At 61.4% G+C, this 20,962-nt stretch carries 21 protein-coding genes; 12 read left to right on the top strand and 9 right to left on the bottom strand.

Annotated elements, in window-relative coordinates; genetic code table 11:
• Positions 1-53 precede the first annotated feature (53 nt).
• The 8 genes from amaA to AC1RMX_RS07360 all read left to right on the top strand — a co-directional run bounded on the left by amaA (position 54) and on the right by AC1RMX_RS07360 (position 9,341).
• A complete protein-coding gene (gene amaA, locus AC1RMX_RS07395; RefSeq protein WP_493071298.1) occupies positions 54-1,337 on the top strand; it encodes an L-pipecolate oxidase in 1,284 nt (427 codons plus the stop codon).
• A gap of 364 nt (positions 1,338-1,701) precedes the next feature.
• Entirely contained in the window at positions 1,702-2,835 is a 1,134-nt protein-coding gene (locus AC1RMX_RS07390) for an ABC transporter substrate-binding protein (protein ID WP_096819799.1), read from the top strand.
• Positions 2,836-2,981: 146 nt separating this feature from the next.
• Entirely contained in the window at positions 2,982-3,896 is a 915-nt protein-coding gene (locus AC1RMX_RS07385) for an ABC transporter permease subunit (RefSeq protein WP_007950661.1), read from the top strand.
• Positions 3,897-3,899: 3 nt separating this feature from the next.
• Positions 3,900-5,201, top strand: coding sequence for a high-affinity branched-chain amino acid ABC transporter permease LivM (livM, locus tag AC1RMX_RS07380; RefSeq protein WP_408986460.1), 1,302 nt, complete (start codon positions 3,900-3,902; stop codon positions 5,199-5,201).
• Positions 5,198-6,070 (top strand): ATP-binding cassette domain-containing protein, encoded by an 873-nt coding sequence (locus AC1RMX_RS07375; protein ID WP_096819797.1) that lies wholly within the window; start codon positions 5,198-5,200, stop codon positions 6,068-6,070. Before livM ends, AC1RMX_RS07375 begins: the two co-directional genes overlap by 4 nt.
• A complete protein-coding gene (locus tag AC1RMX_RS07370) occupies positions 6,067-6,783 on the top strand; it encodes an ABC transporter ATP-binding protein (protein ID WP_096819796.1) in 717 nt (238 codons plus the stop codon). The genes AC1RMX_RS07375 and AC1RMX_RS07370 overlap by 4 nt, the downstream gene beginning before the upstream one ends.
• Positions 6,784-7,540: 757 nt before the next feature.
• Positions 7,541-8,305: an SDR family oxidoreductase gene (locus AC1RMX_RS07365; RefSeq protein ID WP_007950653.1), complete on the top strand. Its 765-nt coding sequence runs from the start codon at positions 7,541-7,543 to the stop codon at positions 8,303-8,305.
• A gap of 130 nt (positions 8,306-8,435) precedes the next feature.
• Positions 8,436-9,341 carry a cation diffusion facilitator family transporter gene (locus AC1RMX_RS07360; protein ID WP_096819795.1) on the top strand — a complete coding sequence of 302 codons (906 nt, stop codon included), beginning with the start codon at positions 8,436-8,438 and terminating at the stop codon, positions 9,339-9,341.
• Between the two features lie 39 nt (positions 9,342-9,380).
• Here AC1RMX_RS07360 and AC1RMX_RS07355 read toward each other — a convergent pair whose 3' ends face one another.
• From AC1RMX_RS07355 to AC1RMX_RS07325, 7 genes are all read right to left on the bottom strand, one after another.
• Positions 9,381-10,514, bottom strand: coding sequence for an AGE family epimerase/isomerase (locus tag AC1RMX_RS07355; protein ID WP_493071295.1), 1,134 nt, complete (start codon positions 10,512-10,514; stop codon positions 9,381-9,383).
• 100 nt (positions 10,515-10,614) lie between these two features.
• On the bottom strand, positions 10,615-11,187 hold the full coding sequence (locus AC1RMX_RS07350) for a HupE/UreJ family protein (RefSeq protein WP_493071293.1): 573 nt from the start codon (positions 11,185-11,187) through the stop codon (positions 10,615-10,617).
• A gap of 27 nt (positions 11,188-11,214) precedes the next feature.
• Positions 11,215-11,829 (bottom strand): urease accessory protein UreG, encoded by a 615-nt coding sequence (gene ureG / locus AC1RMX_RS07345; RefSeq protein WP_007950645.1) that lies wholly within the window; start codon positions 11,827-11,829, stop codon positions 11,215-11,217.
• A 22-nt stretch (positions 11,830-11,851) separates the two neighbouring features.
• The gene (locus tag AC1RMX_RS07340; protein WP_493071291.1) at positions 11,852-12,526 is read right to left on the bottom strand and encodes an urease accessory protein UreF; all 675 of its coding nucleotides are present in this window, start codon (positions 12,524-12,526) and stop codon (positions 11,852-11,854) included.
• Complete coding sequence (ureE, locus tag AC1RMX_RS07335) at positions 12,523-13,023, bottom strand: urease accessory protein UreE (protein WP_096819791.1); 501 nt, start codon at positions 13,021-13,023, stop codon at positions 12,523-12,525. Before ureE ends, AC1RMX_RS07340 begins: the two co-directional genes overlap by 4 nt.
• A gap of 203 nt (positions 13,024-13,226) precedes the next feature.
• Entirely contained in the window at positions 13,227-13,859 is a 633-nt protein-coding gene (locus tag AC1RMX_RS07330; protein WP_096819790.1) for a TetR family transcriptional regulator, read from the bottom strand.
• 174 nt (positions 13,860-14,033) lie between these two features.
• Entirely contained in the window at positions 14,034-14,540 is a 507-nt protein-coding gene (locus AC1RMX_RS07325) for a hypothetical protein (RefSeq protein ID WP_096819789.1), read from the bottom strand.
• A 376-nt stretch (positions 14,541-14,916) separates the two neighbouring features.
• Here AC1RMX_RS07325 and AC1RMX_RS07320 point away from each other — a divergent pair, with 376 nt between their 5' ends.
• Positions 14,917-16,992, top strand: a complete 2,076-nt coding sequence (locus tag AC1RMX_RS07320; protein WP_493071289.1) for an AsmA family protein — start codon at positions 14,917-14,919, stop codon at positions 16,990-16,992.
• Positions 16,993-17,022: 30 nt separating this feature from the next.
• On the opposite strand, the gene AC1RMX_RS07315 is transcribed toward AC1RMX_RS07320, so the two are convergent.
• Positions 17,023-17,928, bottom strand: coding sequence for a LysR substrate-binding domain-containing protein (locus tag AC1RMX_RS07315; RefSeq protein WP_493071287.1), 906 nt, complete (start codon positions 17,926-17,928; stop codon positions 17,023-17,025).
• A 119-nt stretch (positions 17,929-18,047) separates the two neighbouring features.
• Between AC1RMX_RS07315 and AC1RMX_RS07310 the strand changes: the two genes are divergently transcribed.
• The 3 genes from AC1RMX_RS07310 to AC1RMX_RS07300 all read left to right on the top strand — a co-directional run bounded on the left by AC1RMX_RS07310 (position 18,048) and on the right by AC1RMX_RS07300 (position 19,974).
• The gene (locus tag AC1RMX_RS07310; RefSeq protein WP_102620114.1) at positions 18,048-18,686 is read left to right on the top strand and encodes an FMN-dependent NADH-azoreductase; all 639 of its coding nucleotides are present in this window, start codon (positions 18,048-18,050) and stop codon (positions 18,684-18,686) included.
• Positions 18,687-18,992, top strand: coding sequence for a DMT family transporter (locus AC1RMX_RS07305; RefSeq protein ID WP_493071284.1), 306 nt, complete (start codon positions 18,687-18,689; stop codon positions 18,990-18,992).
• 91 nt (positions 18,993-19,083) lie between these two features.
• Positions 19,084-19,974, top strand: a complete 891-nt coding sequence (locus tag AC1RMX_RS07300; RefSeq protein ID WP_493071282.1) for an alpha/beta fold hydrolase — start codon at positions 19,084-19,086, stop codon at positions 19,972-19,974.
• Here the strand turns inward: AC1RMX_RS07300 and AC1RMX_RS07295 are convergent.
• Complete coding sequence (locus AC1RMX_RS07295; RefSeq protein WP_096819783.1) at positions 19,971-20,864, bottom strand: DMT family transporter; 894 nt, start codon at positions 20,862-20,864, stop codon at positions 19,971-19,973. The genes AC1RMX_RS07300 and AC1RMX_RS07295 overlap by 4 nt on opposite strands.
• Between the last annotated feature and the right edge of the window lie 98 nt (positions 20,865-20,962).

Genomic DNA, 20,962 nt, shown 5'->3' with positions numbered 1-20,962 from the left:
GCATGGGAACGGTCATTTTGGTGTGTTTGGCAGGTTTCTGTTGGAGTCTGGCAATGCCGTTACGCGAAGAATGTCTGTGGGAAAAACTCACGCCGCAACGACCGGATAACACGGCGCTCATGGGCGAGGTCAAAGTCGATGTCTGCGTGATCGGCGCCGGGTTTACCGGGCTGTCGGCGGCGCTGCATCTGTTGGAAAAGGGCAAAAGCGTCTGCGTGCTCGAAGCCCATCGCGCCGGGCATGGCGGATCCGGGCGCAACGTCGGCCTGGTCAACGCCGGGATGTGGATTCCGCCGGACGAGATCGAGGCGGGATTCGGCGAGGCCGTCGGCAGTCAGCTCAACCGCATGCTCGGTGCGGCGCCGGCGCTGGTGTTCAGCCTTGTGGATAAATACAACATCGATTGCCAGTTGCGCCGCGAAGGCACCCTGCACATGGCGCACAACGCCAAGGGTGAGGCGGATCTGCGCAGTCGCGAAGAACAGTGGAAACGCCGCGGTGCGCCGGTCGAACTGCTGACCGGCAAGGCCTGTGAACAGGCGACCGGTACGCAGAAGATTGCCGCCGCGTTGCTCGACCGGCGTGCTGGTACCCTCAATCCGATGGCTTATGTCACCGGGTTGGCGAAAGCCGTGGCGGGGCTCGGCGGGCAGATGTTCGATCATTCCCCGGTCACACGCCTTGAACGTCAGGGCCAGCAATGGTCGGTGCAGACCGAGCAGGGTTCGGTGCTCGCCGAACAAGTGGTGATCGCTTCCAACGCCTACACCGAAGGCGACTGGACCGAACTCAAGCGCAATTTCTTTCCCGGTTACTACTATCAGGTCGCTTCGGTGCCGCTCACCGAAGACGCTGCTCATGAAATCCTCCCGGGCGGTCAGGGCTCGTGGGATACCCGCCAGGTGCTGAGCAGCATCCGTCGCGACAAGGACGGGCGTCTGTTGCTGGGCAGCCTTGGCAACGGCAATCAGAAACCGACCTGGTTCCTCAAGGCCTGGGCCGACCGGGTGCAGCAGCATTACTTCCCCAACCTCAAACCTGTGGAGTGGGAATGCACCTGGACCGGGCGCATCGCTTTTACTCCCGATCATTTGATGCGCCTGTTCGAGCCCGCGCCGGGACTGGTGGCCGTCACCGGTTACAACGGCCGTGGCGTGACCACCGGCACCGTGGTCGGCAAAGCCTTCGCCGACTACCTGTGTAACGGAAATCCTCAAGCGTTGCCGATTCCCTTTGCACCGATGCAGCCCCTGGCGGGCGTGGGTTTGCGCAGTTGTCTGTACGAGGCCGGGTTCTCGCTGTATCACGCGGGCCAGTGCCTACGCATTGTCATTTGAGTGTTGAAATATGTTGCGTGAAGCGGCGCTTTTCGGCGTAGCGACTAGCCTGTAATGGTGCGGGTTGTAGCAGTCCCGCACCAGCAGTGTGCAGTTCGGTGACGCGGGCTGTTACAGGCTGGTTGCACGTCGTTTGGCGCCGCGGTTGCAATGATGGCGCGTGCGGGTTGCGCCTGAAAAAATAAATGGTTTCACCTTCCGCGGTTTAGACGGTTGCACGCCCAATGAAAATGGGAACGAAACAGTCGAAATAACAAGAAAGCAGCGACTTTTTGAAGAATAAAAAACCGATGGCACGGCCCTTGCTCTGAGCAATCCAGTGAAGTCGCAGTGCCAACTAAAAAAAACCTTGGAGCACCACCTCATGTCCCAGACGTTTTACAAGAAAGGCTTTCTGGCCCTCGCAGTGGCTACTGCGCTGGGTGTTTCTGCGTTTGCACAAGCTGATGTGAAAATCGGTGTGGCGGGCCCTATGACTGGCGCCAACGCGGCATTTGGCGAGCAGTACATGAAGGGGGCACAAGCGGCGGCCGATGCGGTCAACGCGGCGGGCGGCGTCAACGGGGAGAAAATCGTCCTGGTCAAAGGCGATGACGCCTGCGAACCGAAACAGGCGGTGACGGTCGCCAAGGACCTCACCAACCAGAAAGTCGCCGGTGTGGTTGGCCACTTCTGCTCGTCCTCCACCATTCCTGCGTCGGAGATCTACGACGAAGCCGGCATCATCGCGATCACCCCGGGTTCCACCAACCCGCAAGTGACCGAGCGCGGTCTGAGCGCCATGTTCCGTATGTGCGGGCGTGACGACCAGCAAGGCATCGTCGCCGGCGACTACATCGTCGACGTGCTCAAGGGCAAGAAAGTGGCCGTGCTGCACGACAAGGACACCTACGGTCAGGGCCTGGCCGATGCGACCAAGGCACAGTTGACCAAGCGCGGCGTGACGCCGGTGCTGTACGAAGGCCTGACCCGTGGCGAGAAAGACTTCAGCGCCGTGGTCACCAAGATCCGCGCGGCCGGTGCCGACGTGGTCTACTTCGGCGGCCTGCACCCGGAAGCCGGTCCTCTGGTCAAGCAACTGCGTACCGAAGGCCTGAAAGACGTGAAGTTCATGTCTGACGACGGCATCGTGACCGACGAACTGGTGACCACCGCCGGCGGCCCGCAATACGTCGACGGCGTGCTGATGACCTTCGGCGCCGACCCGCGCCTGCTACCGGAAAGCAAGACTGTAGTGGATGCCTTCCGCAAGGCCGGCACCGAGCCTGAAGGCTACACCCTGTACGCCTACGCTTCGGTTCAAGCACTGGCTGCGGGCTTCAACGGCGCCAAGTCCAACAAGGGCGAAGACGCTGCCAAATGGCTGAAAGCCAACCCTGTGAAAACCGTGATGGGCGAGAAGACCTGGGACGCCAAGGGCGACCTGAAAGTCTCCGACTACGTGGTTTACCAGTGGGACAAGGACGGCAAATATCACCAGCTGGAAAAACAGAAGTAAGGGCTGACGCGATCGGCTGACCTCTGCAGAAATTCTGTGGGGGCCAGCCCGGTCGTGGCTGACATTGCTCCGACGTACATCTGTATTTTTCCTAGAAGAACCGCGCGCCCCAGGGTGTGCAGGTTCTCACTGCGTGAGATTGCGTTATGGATGGTATTTTCCTGCAGCAACTGGTCAACGGCCTGACCCTCGGGTCGGTCTATGGCCTGATCGCCATCGGCTACACAATGGTCTACGGCATCATCGGCATGATCAACTTCGCCCACGGCGAGGTTTACATGATTTCCGCTTACCTCGCGGCAATCAGTCTGGCTCTGCTGGCTTACTTCGGTATCGAATCCTTCCCGCTGCTGATGCTCGGCACACTGGTCTTCACCATCGTCGTCACGGGGGTGTATGGCTGGGTCATCGAACGCATCGCCTACAAACCACTGCGCAACTCCACCCGACTGGCACCGCTGATCAGCGCCATCGGTATCTCCCTGATTCTGCAAAACTATGCGCAGATCAGCCAGGGCGCCCGTCAACAGGGTGTTCCGACGCTGCTCACCGGTGCCTGGCGCATCGACGTCGGCTCGGGCTTCGTCCAGCTGACCTACACCAAGATCTTCATTCTCGTCGCGGCGTTCGTCGGGATGGGCCTGCTGACCTACGTGATCAAGTACACCAAGCTCGGCCGCATGTGCCGCGCGACCCAGCAAGACCGCAAGATGGCTTCGATTCTGGGGATCAACACCGACCGCGTGATTTCCTACGTGTTCATCATCGGTGCAGCGATGGCGGCCCTGGCCGGCGTGCTGATCACCATGAACTACGGCACGTTCGACTTCTACGCAGGCTTCGTCATCGGCATCAAGGCGTTCACCGCTGCGGTGCTCGGCGGGATCGGCTCGCTGCCTGGCGCCATGCTCGGCGGGATCATCCTCGGGATCTCCGAGTCGCTGTTCTCGGGCCTGGTCAACTCCGACTACAAAGACGTGTTCAGCTTCTCGCTGCTCGTACTTGTTCTGGTCTTCCGGCCTCAGGGCCTGCTGGGCCGTCCTCTTGTGTCGAAGGTGTAAGCGATGTCTTCAACCACTACAAAATCCATTGATGTCAAAAAAAGCCTGGTTGAGGCGATTCTCGCCGGTCTGATTGCCCTGATCGTGTTCGGGCCGATTGTCGGCGTGGTACTCGACGGCTACAGCTTCAACCTCGAACCGACCCGCGTGGCGTGGATCATTGCCATCGTCATGGCCGGCCGGTTTGCCTTGAGCCTGTTCCTGCAAACCCCCAAGGGCCTGAAAATCCTCGAAGGATTCGAGAGCACCGGTTCCGGCGTGCATGTGCTGCCCGCCGATCACAAGTCCAAGCTGCGCTGGATCATCCCGCTGCTGATCGTGCTGGCCGTGGCCGTGCCGTTCGTTTCCAACTCCTACCTGCTGGGCGTGGTCATCCTCGGATTGATCTACGTGCTGCTGGGGTTGGGGCTGAACATCGTGGTCGGTCTGGCCGGCCTGCTCGACCTCGGTTACGTGGCGTTCTACGCCATCGGTGCCTACGGTCTGGCGCTCGGTTATCAGTACCTCGGCCTGGGCTTCTGGACCGTGCTGCCGCTGGCGGCGATCACCGCCGGGCTGGCCGGATGCATCCTCGGTTTCCCGGTGTTGCGACTGCACGGCGACTACCTGGCGATCGTGACCCTCGGTTTCGGAGAAATCATTCGTCTGATCCTCAACAACTGGCTGTCCCTGACGGGCGGTCCGAACGGCATGCCGGCGCCACTGCCGACCTTCTTCGGCCTGGAATTCGGCAAGCGGGCGAAGGATGGCGGGGTGCCGTTCCACGAGTTCTTCGGCATCGCCTACAACCCGGACGTGAAGTACTACTTCATCTATGCGGTGTTGTTCCTGGTGGTGCTGGCCGTGCTGTACATCAAGCATCGTCTGGTGAAGATGCCGGTTGGCCGCGCCTGGGAAGCCCTGCGTGAAGATGAGATCGCCTGCCGCTCGATGGGCCTCAACCACGTGCTGGTCAAACTCTCGGCGTTCACTATCGGTGCATCCACCGCCGGTCTGGCGGGTGTGTTCTTCGCTACCTACCAAGGCTTCGTCAACCCGACCTCGTTCACCTTCTTCGAATCGGCGCTGATCCTCGCCATCGTTGTGCTCGGCGGCATGGGTTCGACCATCGGTGTGGTAATCGCAGCGTTCGTGCTGACCGTCGCCCCGGAACTGTTGCGCGGCTTCGCCGAATACCGCGTGCTGCTGTTCGGGATCCTGATGGTGTTGATGATGATCTGGCGACCTCGCGGGCTGATCCGCATCAGCCGTACCGGGGTCACTCCACGCAAAGGTGCCATTCACTATGAGAGGACTGCGCCATGAGTGAAGTCGTACTCTCTGTTGAAAAACTGATGATGCACTTCGGTGGCATCAAGGCCTTGAGCGACGTCAGCCTGAAGGTCAAACGCAATTCGATCTTCGCCCTGATCGGCCCCAACGGCGCCGGCAAGACCACGGTGTTCAACTGCCTGACCGGGTTCTACAAGGCCTCTGGCGGCAAGATCGAACTCAACGTGCGTGGCCAGCAGACCAACGTCATCAAGTTGCTGGGCGAGTCGTTCAAGCCGACCGACTTCGTCTCGCCGAAAAACTTTGCCAGTCGTCTGTACTACAAGATGTTCGGCGGCACCCACCTGGTGAACCGCGCGGGTCTGGCCCGGACGTTCCAGAACATTCGCCTGTTCAAGGAAATGTCGGTGCTGGAAAACCTGCTGGTGGCCCAGCACATGTGGGTCAACCGCAACATGCTGGCCGGCATCCTCAACACCAAGGGCTATCGCAAGGCCGAAAGCGATGCGCTGGACTGCGCGTTCTACTGGCTGGAAGTGGTGGATCTGGTGGACTGCGCCAACCGTCTGGCCGGTGAACTGTCCTACGGCCAGCAACGCCGTCTGGAGATTGCCCGGGCCATGTGCACGCGGCCGCAGATCATCTGCCTCGACGAACCGGCCGCCGGCCTCAACCCTCAGGAAACCGAAGCGCTGAGCGCGATGATCCGGCTGCTGCGCGACGAGCACGATCTGACCGTGGTGCTGATCGAACACGACATGGGCATGGTAATGAGCATTTCCGATCACATCGTGGTGCTGGACCACGGCATCGTCATCGCCGAGGGCGGTCCGGAGGCTATCCGCCACGATCCGAAGGTGATTGCGGCTTACCTGGGCGCCGACGAAGAGGAAGTCGTATGACGCAACCCATCCTCGAACTCAAGGATCTGGACGTGTTCTACGGCCCGATCCAGGCCCTCAAAGGCGTTTCGCTGCAGATCAACGAAGGGGAAACCGTCAGCCTGATCGGCTCCAACGGCGCGGGCAAGTCGACGCTGCTGATGTCGATCTTCGGCCAGCCACGGGCGGCAGGCGGACAGATCGTTTATCAAGGCGTGGACATCACCCACAAGTCATCGCACTACATCGCCTCCAACGGCATCGCGCAGTCGCCGGAAGGGCGGCGGGTGTTCCCCGACATGACCGTCGAGGAAAACCTGCTGATGGGCACCATCCCGATTGGCGACAAGTACGCCAAGGAAGACATGCAGCGCATGTTCGAGCTGTTCCCGCGGCTTGAAGAGCGTCGCACTCAGCGCGCAATGACCATGTCCGGTGGCGAACAGCAGATGCTCGCCATTGCCCGGGCGCTGATGAGCCGTCCCAAGCTGTTGCTGCTGGATGAGCCGAGCCTGGGGCTGGCGCCGATCGTGGTGAAACAGATCTTCGCCACCCTGCGGGAACTGGCGAAAACCGGCATGACCATTTTCCTTGTCGAGCAGAACGCCAACCATGCGTTGAAACTGTCCGACCGGGCGTACGTGATGGTCAACGGCGAGATCCGCCTGACGGGTACCGGAAAGGAACTGCTGGTGAATGAGGAGGTGCGTAACGCCTATCTCGGCGGGCACTGAGTTTTCAGGTTTTCCACAGCGATACAGAGCCCCGAGACGCCAGTCCCGGGGCTTTTTTGTATCCAGAATCCATCACGATCCACGCCATTCCCGAAATTGTGGAAAACAAAATCCCCAACCTGCCAAAGCGCGACATATAGACGCTGCAAATCGCTGTTTTTCCACAGTTTTGACTTGTCCCCGTTTGCTGTGGAGCCGGCTGTGAATAACGTGGGAGTAGCTGGCTGAGAGCCTTTCAAACCGTGGCTTGCAGGCGTGTGATTGTTTTTTGATCAGGCCTTTTCCCAGTTGCTGAGGGTTCGTTTGTCAACCTTTTTATGGCCATGGCAAAACAGGCGAATGCATGTGCGCAAGCCTGTGGATAAGTCTGTGATTAAACTCTGGAAAGACTGCGCTAAGGGCCGTGATTACTGGCCCTGCGCAATCACGGCGGTGACCGGTCGGTCGTGCAAAATGCCTTGCCCGGCACAATCGGCGGATCAGGGTCAAGCGAAAAACTTTGCTTTTGCGGCGCAAAGCCTTGTGTAGCGCGGCTTTGCGCATTTCCACTTGCCCCCGGAAACTGTGGAAGGGCTTGTGGATAACGTGCGTGCATGTGGCTACAGGCCACGCCATTCAAGGCGTTGCGAGGGTTGATCAAATTATGAGCAGAAATGCACGCCAGTCGGTGGTTGCTCGTGAATGCGGGGCCGGGCATGCTGCCTGCTGATTTTCTATTCCAATGGCTGCCCCGGGTGGCCGAAGCAAGGAGAACACGATGTCCAACACCCTGTTTATCACCGGCGCGACGTCCGGTTTTGGTGAAGCCTGTGCCCGTCGTTTTGCCGAGGCCGGCTGGAAACTGGTGCTGACCGGTCGTCGTGAAGAACGCCTCAACGCGCTGTGTGCCGAGCTGTCGAAGCAGACCGAAGTGCATGGTCTGGTGCTGGACGTGCGTGATCGCAAGGCGATGGAGGAGGCGATTGCCAACCTGCCGCCGTCCTTCGCCAAGCTGCGCGGCCTGATCAACAACGCAGGTCTCGCGCTGGGCGTGGACCCTGCACCGAAGTGCGACCTCGACGATTGGGACACCATGGTCGACACCAACGTCAAAGGCCTGATGTACAGCACTCGCCTGTTGCTGCCACGCCTGATCGCCCACGGTCGCGGCGCCGGTATCGTCAACCTCGGTTCCATCGCCGGTAACTACCCGTACCCAGGCAGCCACGTTTACGGTGCGACCAAGGCGTTCGTTAAGCAGTTCTCGCTGAACCTGCGTTGTGACCTGCAGGGCACCGGCGTGCGTGTCAGCAACATCGAACCGGGCCTGTGCGAGAGCGAGTTCTCGCTGGTGCGTTTCGCGGGCGATCAGGCGCGTTACGACGCGACCTACGCCGGTGCCGAGCCGATCCAGCCGCAGGACATTGCCGAGACCATCTTCTGGGTGCTGAACGCACCGGCGCACATCAACATCAACAGCCTGGAGCTGATGCCGGTGAGCCAGACCTGGGCGGGTTTTGCCATCGAGCGTAACAAGGCTTGATACGGTTTTGCCCTCTTCGCCAGCGGGCTGGCGAAGAGGGCAAATCGGCCAGAATCTGGCAGTAAGGTAGACTCATCCCTCAACAACCCCGCCGCACCCTGCGGTTTTCAAGGTTTTTCGAGGAGTTCAAGTGAGTAACCGAGGTGAGCAGTCGCTGCTCAAACAATCGACCATCCTGATGTTCGCCGTGGCGATCGCCGGGATCGTCACCGGTTTTGTTTCGGGTTCCCAGTCCATCCTGTTCGATGGCTTTTTTTCGTTGATTGCAACGTTCATCAAAGTCCTGATGTTGATCACGGCGAAGCTCATCGCCAAGCAAAGCAACCAGCGCTTCCAGTTCGGCTTTTGGCATCTGGAGCCGATGGTGCTGCTGATCGAGGGCAGTTTCCTGCTGCTGATCGCGATCTATGCGTTTCTCAACGGCGTGTTCGGCATCATCAACGGCGGTCGTGAAATCGAGCTGGGTCTGGTGATCATCTACGCGGCGGTGTTTACCGTTGTCGAGTTCGCCTACTTCTTCTACGTGCGCCACCGTAATCGCAAGCTCAAGTCGAGCCTGATCCAGTTCGACAACATCAGTTGGCTGGTGGATGCGATGCTGTCGGTGGGCCTGTTGATCAGTTTCCTCGCGGCGCTGCTGCTCAAGTCCCAGGGCTATGGCGAATGGGCGAAATTTGTAGACCCGCTGATTCTCATCGTGCTGGCCCTGACCATGCTGCCGCCGGCCTTCAAGATCCTTGGCCCGGCGCTGCGTGACGTGCTCGGTATTGCGCCGGACACGCTGGACGACCAAGTCCGTCAGGTAATGGACGCGGCCAAGGTCGAACATGGTTTTGATGACTACGTGTCTTACGTGCAGAAGCACGGACGGGCGCGCTTCATCGAGATTCATGTGGTGTTGCCGGCGGATTACCGACTGCAGAGCGTCGGCCAGCTGGATCTGCTGCGTGAGGCGATTTCCGCGAAGCTGGGCAAACCGGATGCGGCGCGCTGGCTGACCATCAGCTTCACTGGCGACAGGAAGTGGATTGCCTGATGTTATGTGGCGAGGGAGTTTGCTCCCTCGCCACGGCTGTCAGCTCAGATAGTCGGCGAGGCCGCGATAGCAGGTCGCCAGGTGATACGGCGTGGTCGACGGCATGTCCTTGCGGCTGACCTCGCCCTGTTCGTCGCGGCACTCGTTCCAGCCACCTGCATGCAGGAAGCGCTGCTGCAACGCCTGCAACTGGCGCAGCACGGCGGTTTCGCTGTCCGGACGCAGTGTCAGCGCGCGCAGGTATTCGGCCTGGGCCCAGATGCGCTGGGTCGAATCTTTCGGGCGTCCGTCCCTATTCAGATCGAGCATGGCCCGCACGGCACCGGACGGCTGCACCACACCGAACTGCTCGGTGAACGCAAAGGCCCGGTCCAGGGCGGCATGCAGTTTCGAACCGCGCAGCAGGGGCGAGGACTCCAGCAGGAAATACCACTCGAACTGATGGCCCGGCTCATACCAGTTATCCACAGCCCCCAGCGGTTTTTCCATCAGCACGCCATGTTGCGGATCGACGAAACGCTTGTGCATGGCTGTGCATAACTCGCTCAGCGCTTGCTTGACCTGTGCGTCTTCGCGCACGGCCAGCGTGGCCAGGAAGGCTTCGGCCAGGTGCATCAATGGGTTTTGCAGCGGGCCGGTTTCCAGGGTGATCCAGTCACGGTCGAGGCAGGCTTCATAGAGGCCGTCACCGGTGGCGAAACGCCGGCCGATGACTTCCAGCGCAGCGTTCAGGGTCGATTCGACCAAGGGCTCGCGGGACTTTTCCCAGTAATGCGCGCAAGCGAACAGGATGAAGGCGTGGGTGTAGAGGTCCTTGCGCTGATCCAGCGGTTTGCCCTGCGGATCGATGCTGTAGAACCAGCCGCCGTGCTCGGCATCGTGGAAGTGCCGTTGCAGGGAGCGGAACAGTGCGGCCGCCCGAGCTTCGGCGTTATCCACAACCCCGATCAGGCTGGAAAACAGATACAGCTGCCGTGCGCAGGCCATGGCCCGATAGCGCTGCGGTGGCAGCGGCTGATGCGCGGCGTCCAGCGCCTCGTAAGGCAACGCCATGTCGGCGTTCCAGCCCGGTCCTTGCCAAAGGGGCACGATCACGTCCAGAAAGTGCTGTTGCACTTCACTGAACAGGGTGGTCAATTCAGGCAGGGAGGTGGAGCGGGAAGCGTGGGGCATGGGCGGACGTCGTCACGGCAGGGGCGATTGCGCGACATGGTAGCAGAGAGTGGCGATCGATCGTTCCCGCGCCATGCGCGGGAGCGATCAGAGGTGCCATTCAGCCGGCCAGCAACCACGCGCCCGTCACGGCCGAAGCGGCTCCGGCCAGTCGAACCAGCGGCGCGGCCGCCTGAGGCAGAAAACGCACGACCGCATAACCCGTTGCATGCAGGGCAGCTGTCGCGACCACGAAACCGGCGGCATACGCCCATGGGCTCGACATATCCGGCAACTCCAGACCGTGGGCCACGCCATGGAACAGCGCAAACAGCGCCGTCGCCGCCACCGCCATCACCAACGGCGGACGTACGGCCAGCGCCACCGCCAGGCCCAGCGCCAGCACCGACGCGGCAATCCCGCTTTCCAGCGCCGGCAACTCCAGCCCTTCAAACCCGAGCAGGCCGCCGATCAGCATGGTGCCGACGAAGGTGCACGGCAGCGCCCAGCGTGCCGCGCCTTGCTGCTGCGCCGCCCACAGACCGACGGCCACCATCGCCAGCAAATGGTCGAGGCCGCCGATCGGGTGACTGATGCCGGCCACCAGGCCAGAGTCGCCGTGTCCGGGGTGGGCGAAGGCCAGTGCCGGTGTCAGCAGGAGTGCGATGGCGCCGAGAATGCGTTTGAGTGTCATGAATAAGCTTCCGTGTTGATCAATGAATCAGGCTGCAGTCAGCAGGCCCTGGCGTTCGATGAAGGCGATGATGTCTTCCAGGCCCTGACCGGTTTTCTGGTTGCTGAACACGAACGGCTTGCCGTTGCGCATGCGTTGAGTGTCGCTGTTCATCATCTCCAGCGAGGCGCCGACCAGCGGCGCGAGGTCGATCTTGTTGATCACCAGCAGGTCGGATTTGCAAATGCCGGGCCCGCCCTTGCGCGGCAGCTTGTCGCCGGCCGACACGTCGATCACGTAGATGGTCAGGTCGGACAGCTCCGGGCTGAAGGTGGCGGAAAGGTTGTCGCCGCCGGACTCCACCAGAATCAGGTCCAGTCCCGGAAAACGCCGGTTCAGTTGATCCACCGCTTCAAGGTTGATCGAGGCGTCTTCGCGAATCGCCGTGTGCGGGCAGCCACCGGTTTCCACGCCGATGATGCGTTCCGGCGCCAGCGCTTCATTGCGAACCAGAAAGTCGGCGTCTTCGCGGGTGTAGATGTCGTTGGTGACCACCGCCAGGTTGTAGCGTTCGCGCAGCGCCAGGCACAGGGCCAGGGTCAACGCGGTTTTTCCGGAACCGACCGGGCCGCCAATGCCGACGCGTAGGGGTTGTGTGTTCATGTGATTCTCCAGATAAAAGGCCCTAGGAACGGAACAGGCGGCTGTACTGGCGCTCATGGGCCATGCACGCCAGGGACAGACCGAACGCGGCGCTGCCGAGGTGTTCGGGATTGATTCGGGTGGCGTCCTGCTGCGCCTGTTGCAGCAGCGGCAGCAGTTCGCTGGTCAGGCGCTGGGCGGCTTGCTGGCCCAGCGGCAGGGTTTTCATCAGTACCGCGAGCTGGTTTTCCAGCCAGCTCCACATCCAGGCGGCGAGGGCGTCCTGCGGGCTGATCTGCCAGGCGCGGGCCGCCAGTGCCCAGCACAGGGCCAGGTGCGGTTCGGTGCATTGCTCAAGAAAATCGCGGGCCGGTGCGTCGAGTTCGGGCAAGCCGTTGAGCAATTGCTGCAACGAGTAGCCCATCTGCCGGCTCTCCAGATGCAGTTCACGGGTTTCGCGGCTGGCGCGGTGGCTTTCGCAGAGTTTGCGCAATTCATCCCAGTTTTCGTCCGCTGCGCTCTGGCAGTGGGCAAGCAGCATGGGCGCTTCGAACCGCGCGAGATTGAGCAGCAATTGATCGCTGATCCAGCGGCGGGCGCTGTCCGGGCTGTCGACGCGGCCGTTATCCACCGCCATCTCCAGGCCTTGCGAATAGCTGTAGCCGCCAATCGGCAGTTGCGGACTGGCCAGGCGCAGCAGCGCCCAGGCCGGGTTCACAAACGGACGCCGAACTGGTGGAGTTTCGGCGCGTAGTTGAAGTCCTCGTCACCGTGTCGCGAATGGTGATGGCCGCCACCGTAGGCGCCGTGTTCCGGCTGGAACGGGGCTTCGATGGATTCGACCTGCGCACCCAGTTGTTCGAGCATGGCCTTGAGCACGTAATCGTCGAGCAGACGCAACCAGCCGTCACCGACTTGCAGCGCGACGTGGCGATTGCCCAGGTGATAGGCCGCGCGGGTCAGTTCAAAGGCGTTGGCGCAGGTGACGTGCAGCAGTTGTTCGGGGCGGGCGCAGACCCGGACGATCCGGCCATCTTCGGCTTGCAGGCATTCGCCGTCATGCAGCGGCGGCTGGCCGCGCTCCAGAAACAATCCGACGTCTTCGCCTTCGGCACTGAAACAGCGCAGGCGGCTTTTGCTCCGGGCTTCGAAAGTCAGGTGCAACTCGGCGGCCCAGACGGGTTGAGGGTCGATTCTGCGATGAATCACCAGCATCGGAAAGCTTCCTGCTATGGACAATGCTCAGGTTAGAGCAAGGGGCTTGCCAATCGGACGAGACGTAGGAAAACCCTGTCGGAGCCTAGCGGATGTTTCAAGATGTTGCAGGATTGTGAGGTATTTTGGTGCATGAAGGTTTTTACATGCACCAATTTACGGCGCAAAAAAAATCGCAGCTCCAGGCTGCGATTTTGGTCTGCTTACTCGGTACTCCCGAGCCCTTGCCAGTGTTTGAGCCCGATAAAGATGAAGCGCAACTGCTGGGTGATCTTCGCCTGTGGCGTCAGATGCTCGGGCAGGGCTTCGGCCGGTGGATCGATGATGTCCGGCAGGGTGGCGAACACCGATTTGACGATCAGGTCGGCCATCACGCTCAAGCCTTCACGGTTCAGGTGCTGGAGTTTGGGCATCAAGGCCAGATCCGCCGCCAGGTCGGAACTGATGTTTTCACGCAAACGGCCAATCGCCTGACGCACCGGCAGCGATCCACCGTACTGCTCACGGGCCAGAAACAGGAACTGCGAACGGTTGGCGCTGACCACGTCAAGGAAGATCCGCACCGACGCATCGATGATCCCGCCCATGACGAATTCGTTATGGCGCACCAGGCGGATGGTTTCGCGGAAGGTCTGGCCGACTTCGCTGACCAGTACCAGGCCGAGTTCGTCCATGTCGGCGAAATGCCGGTAGAAACCGGTGGGCACGATGCCAGCGGTTTTCGTCACTTCACGCAGGCTCAGGCTGCCGAATCCTCGGCCGCTTTCCATCAAGTGGCGGGCAGCGTCCATCAGGGCGTTGCGGGTCTGTTGTTTCTGTTCGGCGCGGGGCAGCATCGCAAGGGTGTGTTCTTAGGCAAGACAAGCGCCGCACTCTAGCAAATCGGCTTTGTCGGCGTCGAACGGCAGCGGGGGAGATGGAAGCGGGAAATCGCGACTTCTTTATACAGGCTGCTGAAAAGTCAAAAGCCCAATCCGGGGATTGGGCTTTTTTTCCAGGCCGCCACGGGCTTAGCTCAAAGCGCTGTTGCGTTCGATCACGCGGTCACCACCACCTTCGGCCAGGGTTTGACCTTGTGGGGTTTTGTCGTAGCCATCTGCAGCCAGGGTTTGGCCTTGTGGAGTGCGGTCGGAACCATCAGCAGCCAGGGTCTGGCCTTGTGGGGTGCGATCGGAACCATCGGCTGCAAGGGTTTGACCTTGTGGAGTGCGATCCGAGCCGTCTTGAACCAGACCTTTTTCTTCCAGACGATCACGGCCACCTTCAGCTACGGTTTGACCTTGTGGGGTCTTGTCATAGCCATCTTGAACCAGACCTTTTTCTTCCAGGCGGTTACGACCGTTTTCAGCCAGGGTCTGGCCTTGTGGAGTGCGGTCAGAACCGTCAGCGGCAACAGTCTGGCTGAACACCGAGTGGCTGGATTTCACTTGCGGGGTAGCCTGGTCGGCGGCTGGCAGAGCGAAAGCGGTGCTGGCCAGCATCGAGAGGGTAAGACTGAACAGAAGTTGGCGTTTCATGATGGGTTGCTCCTTGGGAGGGCGATAAAGTGGGTACGAAGCTAATGCTACTCTCGATAAGTCGATATAAAAGTTCATAAACACAATGGTAATAATCAACAGAATTGATTGTTCGCTCGGGAGGCTCTAGCTCGGGCGTTTCAGGCGAGCGGTTTTGCACCGCAGTGGGTATTTTCCACCCACTTGCGCCTCGCAAAAGTGCGGGGCCGGTAACGCCGACTCGACCGATCGGTCAGAATGGCGACCGTTTTTTGGCCCTGATGGGGCTTTCGATTAAACCTGCGGGCTGTTTGTCAGTCGTAGACTTCATGAGGGCCGTTAACGGCCCGTCGTATCAGCGGTGTCGATCCGCCGTCGTTTTCAGGAGCTTTGTGCAATGACGCGCACGCGTAAAATCTTCGCCTGGACCTTCGCCACCCTCGTGCTGTTGCTGGCGGTGCTGGTCCTGATCATCGTGTTCTTCGATTGGAACCGGATCAAACCGCCCCTCAACGCCAAAGTCTCGGAAGAATTGCACCGACCGTTCGCCATCAACGGCAACCTCGCCGTGGTCTGGCAGCGTGAGCCGGACGAGGGCGGCTGGCGCGCCTGGGTGCCGTGGCCGCATGTGGTGGCCGAAGACCTGACCCTGGGCAACCCGGACTGGTCGAAGCAGCCGCAGATGGTCACCCTCAAACGGGTTGAACTGCGCATTTCGCCGCTGGCGCTGCTGGCACAACGGGTGACGATCCCGCGTATCGACCTGACTGAACCCAACGCGCAATTGCAGCGTCTGGCTGACGGTCGTGCCAACTGGACGTTCAAGTTCGATCCCAAGGACCCGAATGCCGAGCCCTCGAGCTGGGTGGTGGACATCGGCGCCATCGGTTTCGACAAGGGCCACGTCACTCTGGACGACCAGACCCTCAAGACCAACCTCGACCTGTTGATCGATCCGCTGGGCAAACCGATTCCCTTCAGCGAAATCGTCGGCGACAAAGCGGCGAAAACCGCGCTGGAAAAGGGCGGCGCACCGCAGGATTATGCCTTCGCACTGAAAGTCACCGGCCAGTACCACGGTCAGAAACTCGCCGGCCAGGGCAAGATCGGCGGTCTGCTCGCCTTGCAGGACGCGGCCAAACCGTTCCCGCTGCAGGCCCAGGCAAAAATCGGCGACACCAGCATCGAACTCGCCGGCACGCTGACCGATCCGCTGAACCTCGGCGCCCTCGACCTGCGCCTGAAACTGGCGGGCGCCAGCCTGGGCAATCTCTATCCGCTGACCGGTGTCACCCTCCCGGACACACCGCCATACGCCACCGACGGTCATTTGATCGCCAAACTGCATGAGCCGGACGGCGCGCAGTTCCGCTATGAACAGTTCAACGGCAAGATCGGCGGCAGCGACATTCACGGCGACCTCGCCTACGTCGCCAGTCAGCCACGGCCCAAGCTGAGTGGCGCGCTGCTGTCCAATCAACTGCTGTTCGCCGACCTCGCACCGTTGATCGGTGCCGACTCCAATGACAAGCAAAAGGCCCGCGGCGGTGAAAGCAAACAACCGGCGGACAAAGTGCTGCCGGTGGAAGAGTTCAAGACCGAGCGCTGGCGCGATATGGACGCCGACGTCGAATTCACCGGCAAACGCATCGTCCACAGCGAGAAACTGCCGTTCACCGACCTCTATACCCACCTCAAACTCAACGACGGCGAACTGAGCCTGGAGCCGCTGCGCTTCGGCGTGGCCGGCGGCAACCTTGATGCGCAGATCCGCCTCAATGGCCGCACTGAACCATTGGAAGGCCGGGCAAAACTGACCGCGCGCAAGTTCAAGCTCAAGCAGCTGTTCCCGACCTTTGAACCGATGAAGACCAGCTTCGGTGAACTCAATGGTGACGCCGACATCAGCGGTCGCGGCAACTCGGTGGCCAAGCTGCTGGGCGGTGCCAACGGCAATCTGAAGATGCTGATCAACGACGGGGCGATCAGTCGTGAGCTGATGGAACTGGCGGGCCTCAACGTCGGCAACTACGTGGTCGGTAAAGTCTTTGGCGACAAGGAAGTGAAGATCAACTGCGCGGCGGCGGACTTCGACATCAAGACCGGGCTGGCGACCACGCGGCTGTTCGTGTTCGATACCGAGAACGCGATCATCTACATCGACGGCACGGCGAACATGGCCACCGAGCAACTGGACCTTACCGTGACCCCGGAATCCAAGGGCTGGCGTCTGATCTCCCTGCGCTCGCCGTTGTACGTGCGCGGCAAATTCATCAAGCCGGATGCCGGGGTGAAAGCGGTGCCGCTGATCCTGCGCGGAGCAGGCATGGTGGCGCTGGGCGTGATCGCCGCGCCGGCGGCGGGGCTGCTGGCGCTGGTGGCGCCGAGCGGCGGCGAGCCGAATCAGTGCGCGCCGTTGCTGGAGCAGATGAAGGCAGGCAAGGCGCCGGTGACCGTCAAACCCACCCGATAAACCCCAAATGATCGTAGCTTCGGGCCGAGGCTACGATCGCGGCGACAGTCCCGACAACAGCGCCTCTTCGCGCAGCCAGGCAAAAAACGCTTTCACCGGGGGATGTCGCTCGCGCCCCGGAACGCACAGGGCGCTGTAACCGGCGCCATCGACTTGCACCTCGCCCTTGTACGGCACCAGCAGACCGCTGGCGATGCTCTCCGACACCAGAATATTGCTCGCCAGCACCAGCCCTTGCCCGGCGATGGCGGCTTGCAGCGCGTAATGTTCTTCGTCGTATTCGCGGACGGCCGGGTGCTGATTCAGCCAGTGCTCGCCCGACTGCGCGCACCACGCTTCCCAACCATGGGCATACAACTTCGAGTTGTGCCAGCGCACGCTGATCAGCGCCGGGGTGCGGCGGGCGGCCAGCGCCACCTGTTCCGGCGAGCCGTACACGCCGAACGATTCATCGAACAGGCACAACCCGTAGAGGTTCGGGTAGTCGTCGAGGCTGTAGCGCAACACCAGATCGACGCTGGCGTCCTGATGCAGGTCGATCACTTCGCAGTGGGTGTCCAGCCGCACATTGATGTTCGGATGCTTCGCGTAAAACCTTCCCAGTCGCGGCACCAGCCACAGCGCGGCGAAGGCGGCAGTGGTCGACAGCGTCAGGCTGCTGCCGCTGCGCTGCGGGCGCAGCGTGTCAACGCTTTGCGCCACCTCCAGAAACGCCCCATGCAGGCTGCGGAACAGCCGCTCGCCACCCTCGGTCAGGCGCACCTGACGTGGCAGACGTTCGAACAACGCCACGCCGAGCCAGTCCTCCAGCGAGCGGATCTGATGGGAAATCGCCGTCGGCGTCACCGCCAGTTCTTCGGCGGCCGCCTTGAAGCTCAACAGCCGTGAGGCGGATTCAAACGCGCGCAGGGCGGTCAGCGGCAATGAAGCGAACATGAAAACTCCATGGATGAAATCAATTCATCAAGACTGATTTTTGCTCATTTGAGGCGATCACTGGATGGCAGCAATCTGGCGCCACACAGCCACTCAAGTCTAGTCCCAAGGAGATACAGATGAGTAAGATTCTTGCGATCCATGCCAGCCCACGCGGTGAGCGCTCCCATTCGCGGCGCCTGGCGGAAAGTTTTCTCAGCGCCTGGCAAGTCCGTCATCCGCAGGCTCAGGTCACCCGTCGTGAGGTGGGGCGGGCGCTGATTCCGGCGGTGAATGAAGCGTTTGTCGCAGCGGCGTTTTATCCGGAGCCTGAAGCACGGCCGCTGTCGATGCAGGCCGATCTGGCCCTCAGCGATCAACTGGTGGGCGAGTTGTTCGAGCACGATCTGCTGCTGATTTCCACGCCGATGTACAACTTCAACGTGCCCAGCGGCCTCAAGGCCTGGGTGGATCAGATCGTGCGTCTGGGCCTGACGTTCGACCACACCCTGGACAATGGCATCGCCCAGTACACGCCGCTGTTGCGCGGCAAGAAAGCGCTGATCGTCACCAGTCGCGGCGGTTTCGGTTTCGGCCCGGGTGGCGAGCTGGAAGCGTTGAACCACGCCGATCCATGGCTGCGCACGGCGCTGGGGTTCATCGGCATCAACGACGTCACGGTGGTCGCAGCCGAGGGCGAGGAATCCGCCGAACGCACCTTCGCGGTGTCGGTGGCCGAGGCCGAGCAGCGTTTGCTCGACCTGGCCCGGGAGTTCTAAGTGGCCTGGCTGTTTCTGCTGATTGCCGCCGGGTTCGAAGTCACCTTCGCCATGGGCATGAAGTACGCCGAGGGTTTCACCCGGCTGTGGCCGTCGCTGATCACCGTGGTCGCTGCGGTAGGCGGGATTTACTTCCTGACCCTGGCGATGCGCGAGTTGCCGGTGAGCATCGCCTACCCGATCTGGACCGCCATCGGCTCGCTCGGCACGGTGTTTCTCGGTTTCGCGTTGCTGGGCGAGAGCCTGACGTTGGTGAAGTTGCTGTCGGTGGGGCTGATTGTGGCGGGGGAGGTGGGGCTGAAGTAGGCTGGTCGTGGAGTTGTCATCATCGAGGAGGATGCTTGGCGGGCGTTTTGCACGTCATGCATCCACCCACCGACCACAGGGATGTCTGCCCATGTCGCAGGATTCGGCCACACGTTATCCACTGGTGCTGGTGCCGGGAATGCTCGGGTTTATCCGGTTGGTGCTGTACCCGTACTGGTACGGGATCATCGCCGCGTTGCGCCGGGGTGGGGCGACGGTGATTGCGGTGCAGGTGTCGCCGCTCAATTCCACCGAGGTGCGCGGCGAGCAGTTGCTGGCGCGCATCGATGAAATCCTGCGCGAGACCGGCGCCGCCAGGGTCAATCTGTTCGGCCATAGCCAGGGCTCGCTGACGGCGCGTTACGCGGCGGCGAAGCGCCCGGATCTGGTGGCGTCGGTGACGTCGGTGGCCGGACCCAATCACGGTTCGGAACTGGCCGACTATCTGGCGAAACACTATCCGGCAGACAGTGCCCGGGGCCGCATTCTTGAGGCGCTGCTGCGTTTTGTCGGCTGGTTGATGGCACTCATGGAAACCGGTTACCACGGGCCGAAACTGCCGGTGGATATCCACGCCTCACACCATTCCCTGACCACCGAAGGCGTGGCGCTGTTCAACCAGCGTTATCCACAGGGCTTGCCGGAAACCTGGGGCGGGCACGGGGCGGAAGAGGTCAACGGCGTGCGTTATTACTCGTGGTCCGGCACCTTGCAGCCGGGCAAGACCGACCGTGGCGGCAACCTGTTCGACGGTACCAATCGCAGTTGCCGGTTGTTTGCCAAGACCTTCGTGCGCGAGCCGGGGCAGTGCGACGGCATGGTCGGACGCTACAGCTCGCACCTGGGCACGGTCATCGGTGATGACTACCCGATGGATCACTTCGACATCGTCAACCAGTCGCTGGGACTGGTCGGCAAAGGGGCGGACCCGGTGCGGCTGTTCGTCGAGCACGCGGCGCGGTTGAAAGCCGCCGGGGTCTAGGCGGCGCTCGGGGTGCGGGAGCGGCCGAGGACGGTCGTCCAGCGCTCGGAAAGAATCACCCCGCCCAAGGTCAGCAAACCGCCTACCAGGTGATACATCGCCAGTTGTTCCTTCAACACCACCGCGGCAATCAGCGCGGTGATCAACGGCAGCAGGTTGAAGAACAGCGTGGTCCGACTCGGCCCCAGACGCTGCACAGCCTGCATCCACGCCAGCGGCGCGAGCATCGAGGCCAGCAGGCACGCGTACAGCACCAGCGGAATGTTCTGCAGGGTCAGGCCGGTTTTCGGCGACACGGCGTACAGCGGAAACAGCACCACCACCGCCACCAGCACCTGCAAGTACAGCAACACCAGTGGCGGCAGGCGCAGCTGCCATTTTTTCAGCAGGGTGCTGTAGATCGCGTAGGCGAGGGTAGCGATCAGCATCATCGCGTCACCCAGGTTCACCCCGTGTTGCAGCAAAGCGCCGAGGCTGCCGGACGACACCACCACCAGCACACCGGCGAATGACAGCACCGCACCGACCAGCGCGCCGGCGGTGAGGCGCTGGCCGAGGCTGATGATTGCCATCGCCAGCGACATCAACGGCATCAGCGACAGGATGATGCCCATGTTGGTGGCGGTGGTCATGGTCGCGGCGAAGTAGGCCAGGCTCTGGTAGACCGCCATGCCGAGCACGCCGAGGATAAAAATCTTGCCCAGGTTCGGGCGGATCTGCGGCCAATGCGCAATCACCTTCCTGAGCATGAACGGGGTAAACAGCAAACCGGCCAGCAGCCAGCGGTAGAAGCCGATTTCGGCGGGGAAGATCGCACCGACAGCCAGCTTGTTGATCACGGTGTTGCCGGCCCAGATGAAAATCGCCAGCAGGGGAAACGCGTATTGCATGGGAGGAGAAACCAGTACGTTGATGAACGGTGATTATCCCCTGTCTGGATGCAGGCCTATACTGCGAACCGGACAACCTGCCTCTGATTCCGGACAGC

Source organism: Pseudomonas sp. GW822-FHT03F04 (assembly GCF_058801405.1).
This window is presented reverse-complemented; position numbering and strand designations above follow the sequence as displayed.

Bases quoted from the DNA above. Each gene is read 5' to 3' on its own strand.
- livM (WP_408986460.1), top strand. From the start codon at position 3,900: ATGTCTTCAACCACTACAAAATCCATTGATGTCAAAAAAAGCCTGGTT.
- AC1RMX_RS07325 (WP_096819789.1), bottom strand. From the start codon at position 14,540: ATGAAACGCCAACTTCTGTTCAGTCTTACCCTCTCGATGCTGGCCAGC.
- AC1RMX_RS07310 (WP_102620114.1), top strand. From the start codon at position 18,048: ATGAGTAAGATTCTTGCGATCCATGCCAGCCCACGCGGTGAGCGCTCC.
- ureG (WP_007950645.1), bottom strand. From the start codon at position 11,829: ATGAACACACAACCCCTACGCGTCGGCATTGGCGGCCCGGTCGGTTCC.
- AC1RMX_RS07295 (WP_096819783.1), bottom strand. From the start codon at position 20,864: ATGCAATACGCGTTTCCCCTGCTGGCGATTTTCATCTGGGCCGGCAAC.
- AC1RMX_RS07365 (WP_007950653.1), top strand. From the start codon at position 7,541: ATGTCCAACACCCTGTTTATCACCGGCGCGACGTCCGGTTTTGGTGAA.
- AC1RMX_RS07390 (WP_096819799.1), top strand. From the start codon at position 1,702: ATGTCCCAGACGTTTTACAAGAAAGGCTTTCTGGCCCTCGCAGTGGCT.
- AC1RMX_RS07385 (WP_007950661.1), top strand. From the start codon at position 2,982: ATGGATGGTATTTTCCTGCAGCAACTGGTCAACGGCCTGACCCTCGGG.
- ureE (WP_096819791.1), bottom strand. From the start codon at position 13,023: ATGCTGGTGATTCATCGCAGAATCGACCCTCAACCCGTCTGGGCCGCC.
- AC1RMX_RS07370 (WP_096819796.1), top strand. From the start codon at position 6,067: ATGACGCAACCCATCCTCGAACTCAAGGATCTGGACGTGTTCTACGGC.
- AC1RMX_RS07315 (WP_493071287.1), bottom strand. From the start codon at position 17,928: ATGTTCGCTTCATTGCCGCTGACCGCCCTGCGCGCGTTTGAATCCGCC.
- AC1RMX_RS07375 (WP_096819797.1), top strand. From the start codon at position 5,198: ATGAGTGAAGTCGTACTCTCTGTTGAAAAACTGATGATGCACTTCGGT.
- amaA (WP_493071298.1), top strand. From the start codon at position 54: ATGCCGTTACGCGAAGAATGTCTGTGGGAAAAACTCACGCCGCAACGA.
- AC1RMX_RS07330 (WP_096819790.1), bottom strand. From the start codon at position 13,859: ATGCTGCCCCGCGCCGAACAGAAACAACAGACCCGCAACGCCCTGATG.
- AC1RMX_RS07320 (WP_493071289.1), top strand. From the start codon at position 14,917: ATGACGCGCACGCGTAAAATCTTCGCCTGGACCTTCGCCACCCTCGTG.
- AC1RMX_RS07355 (WP_493071295.1), bottom strand. From the start codon at position 10,514: ATGCCCCACGCTTCCCGCTCCACCTCCCTGCCTGAATTGACCACCCTG.
- AC1RMX_RS07300 (WP_493071282.1), top strand. From the start codon at position 19,084: ATGTCGCAGGATTCGGCCACACGTTATCCACTGGTGCTGGTGCCGGGA.
- AC1RMX_RS07350 (WP_493071293.1), bottom strand. From the start codon at position 11,187: ATGACACTCAAACGCATTCTCGGCGCCATCGCACTCCTGCTGACACCG.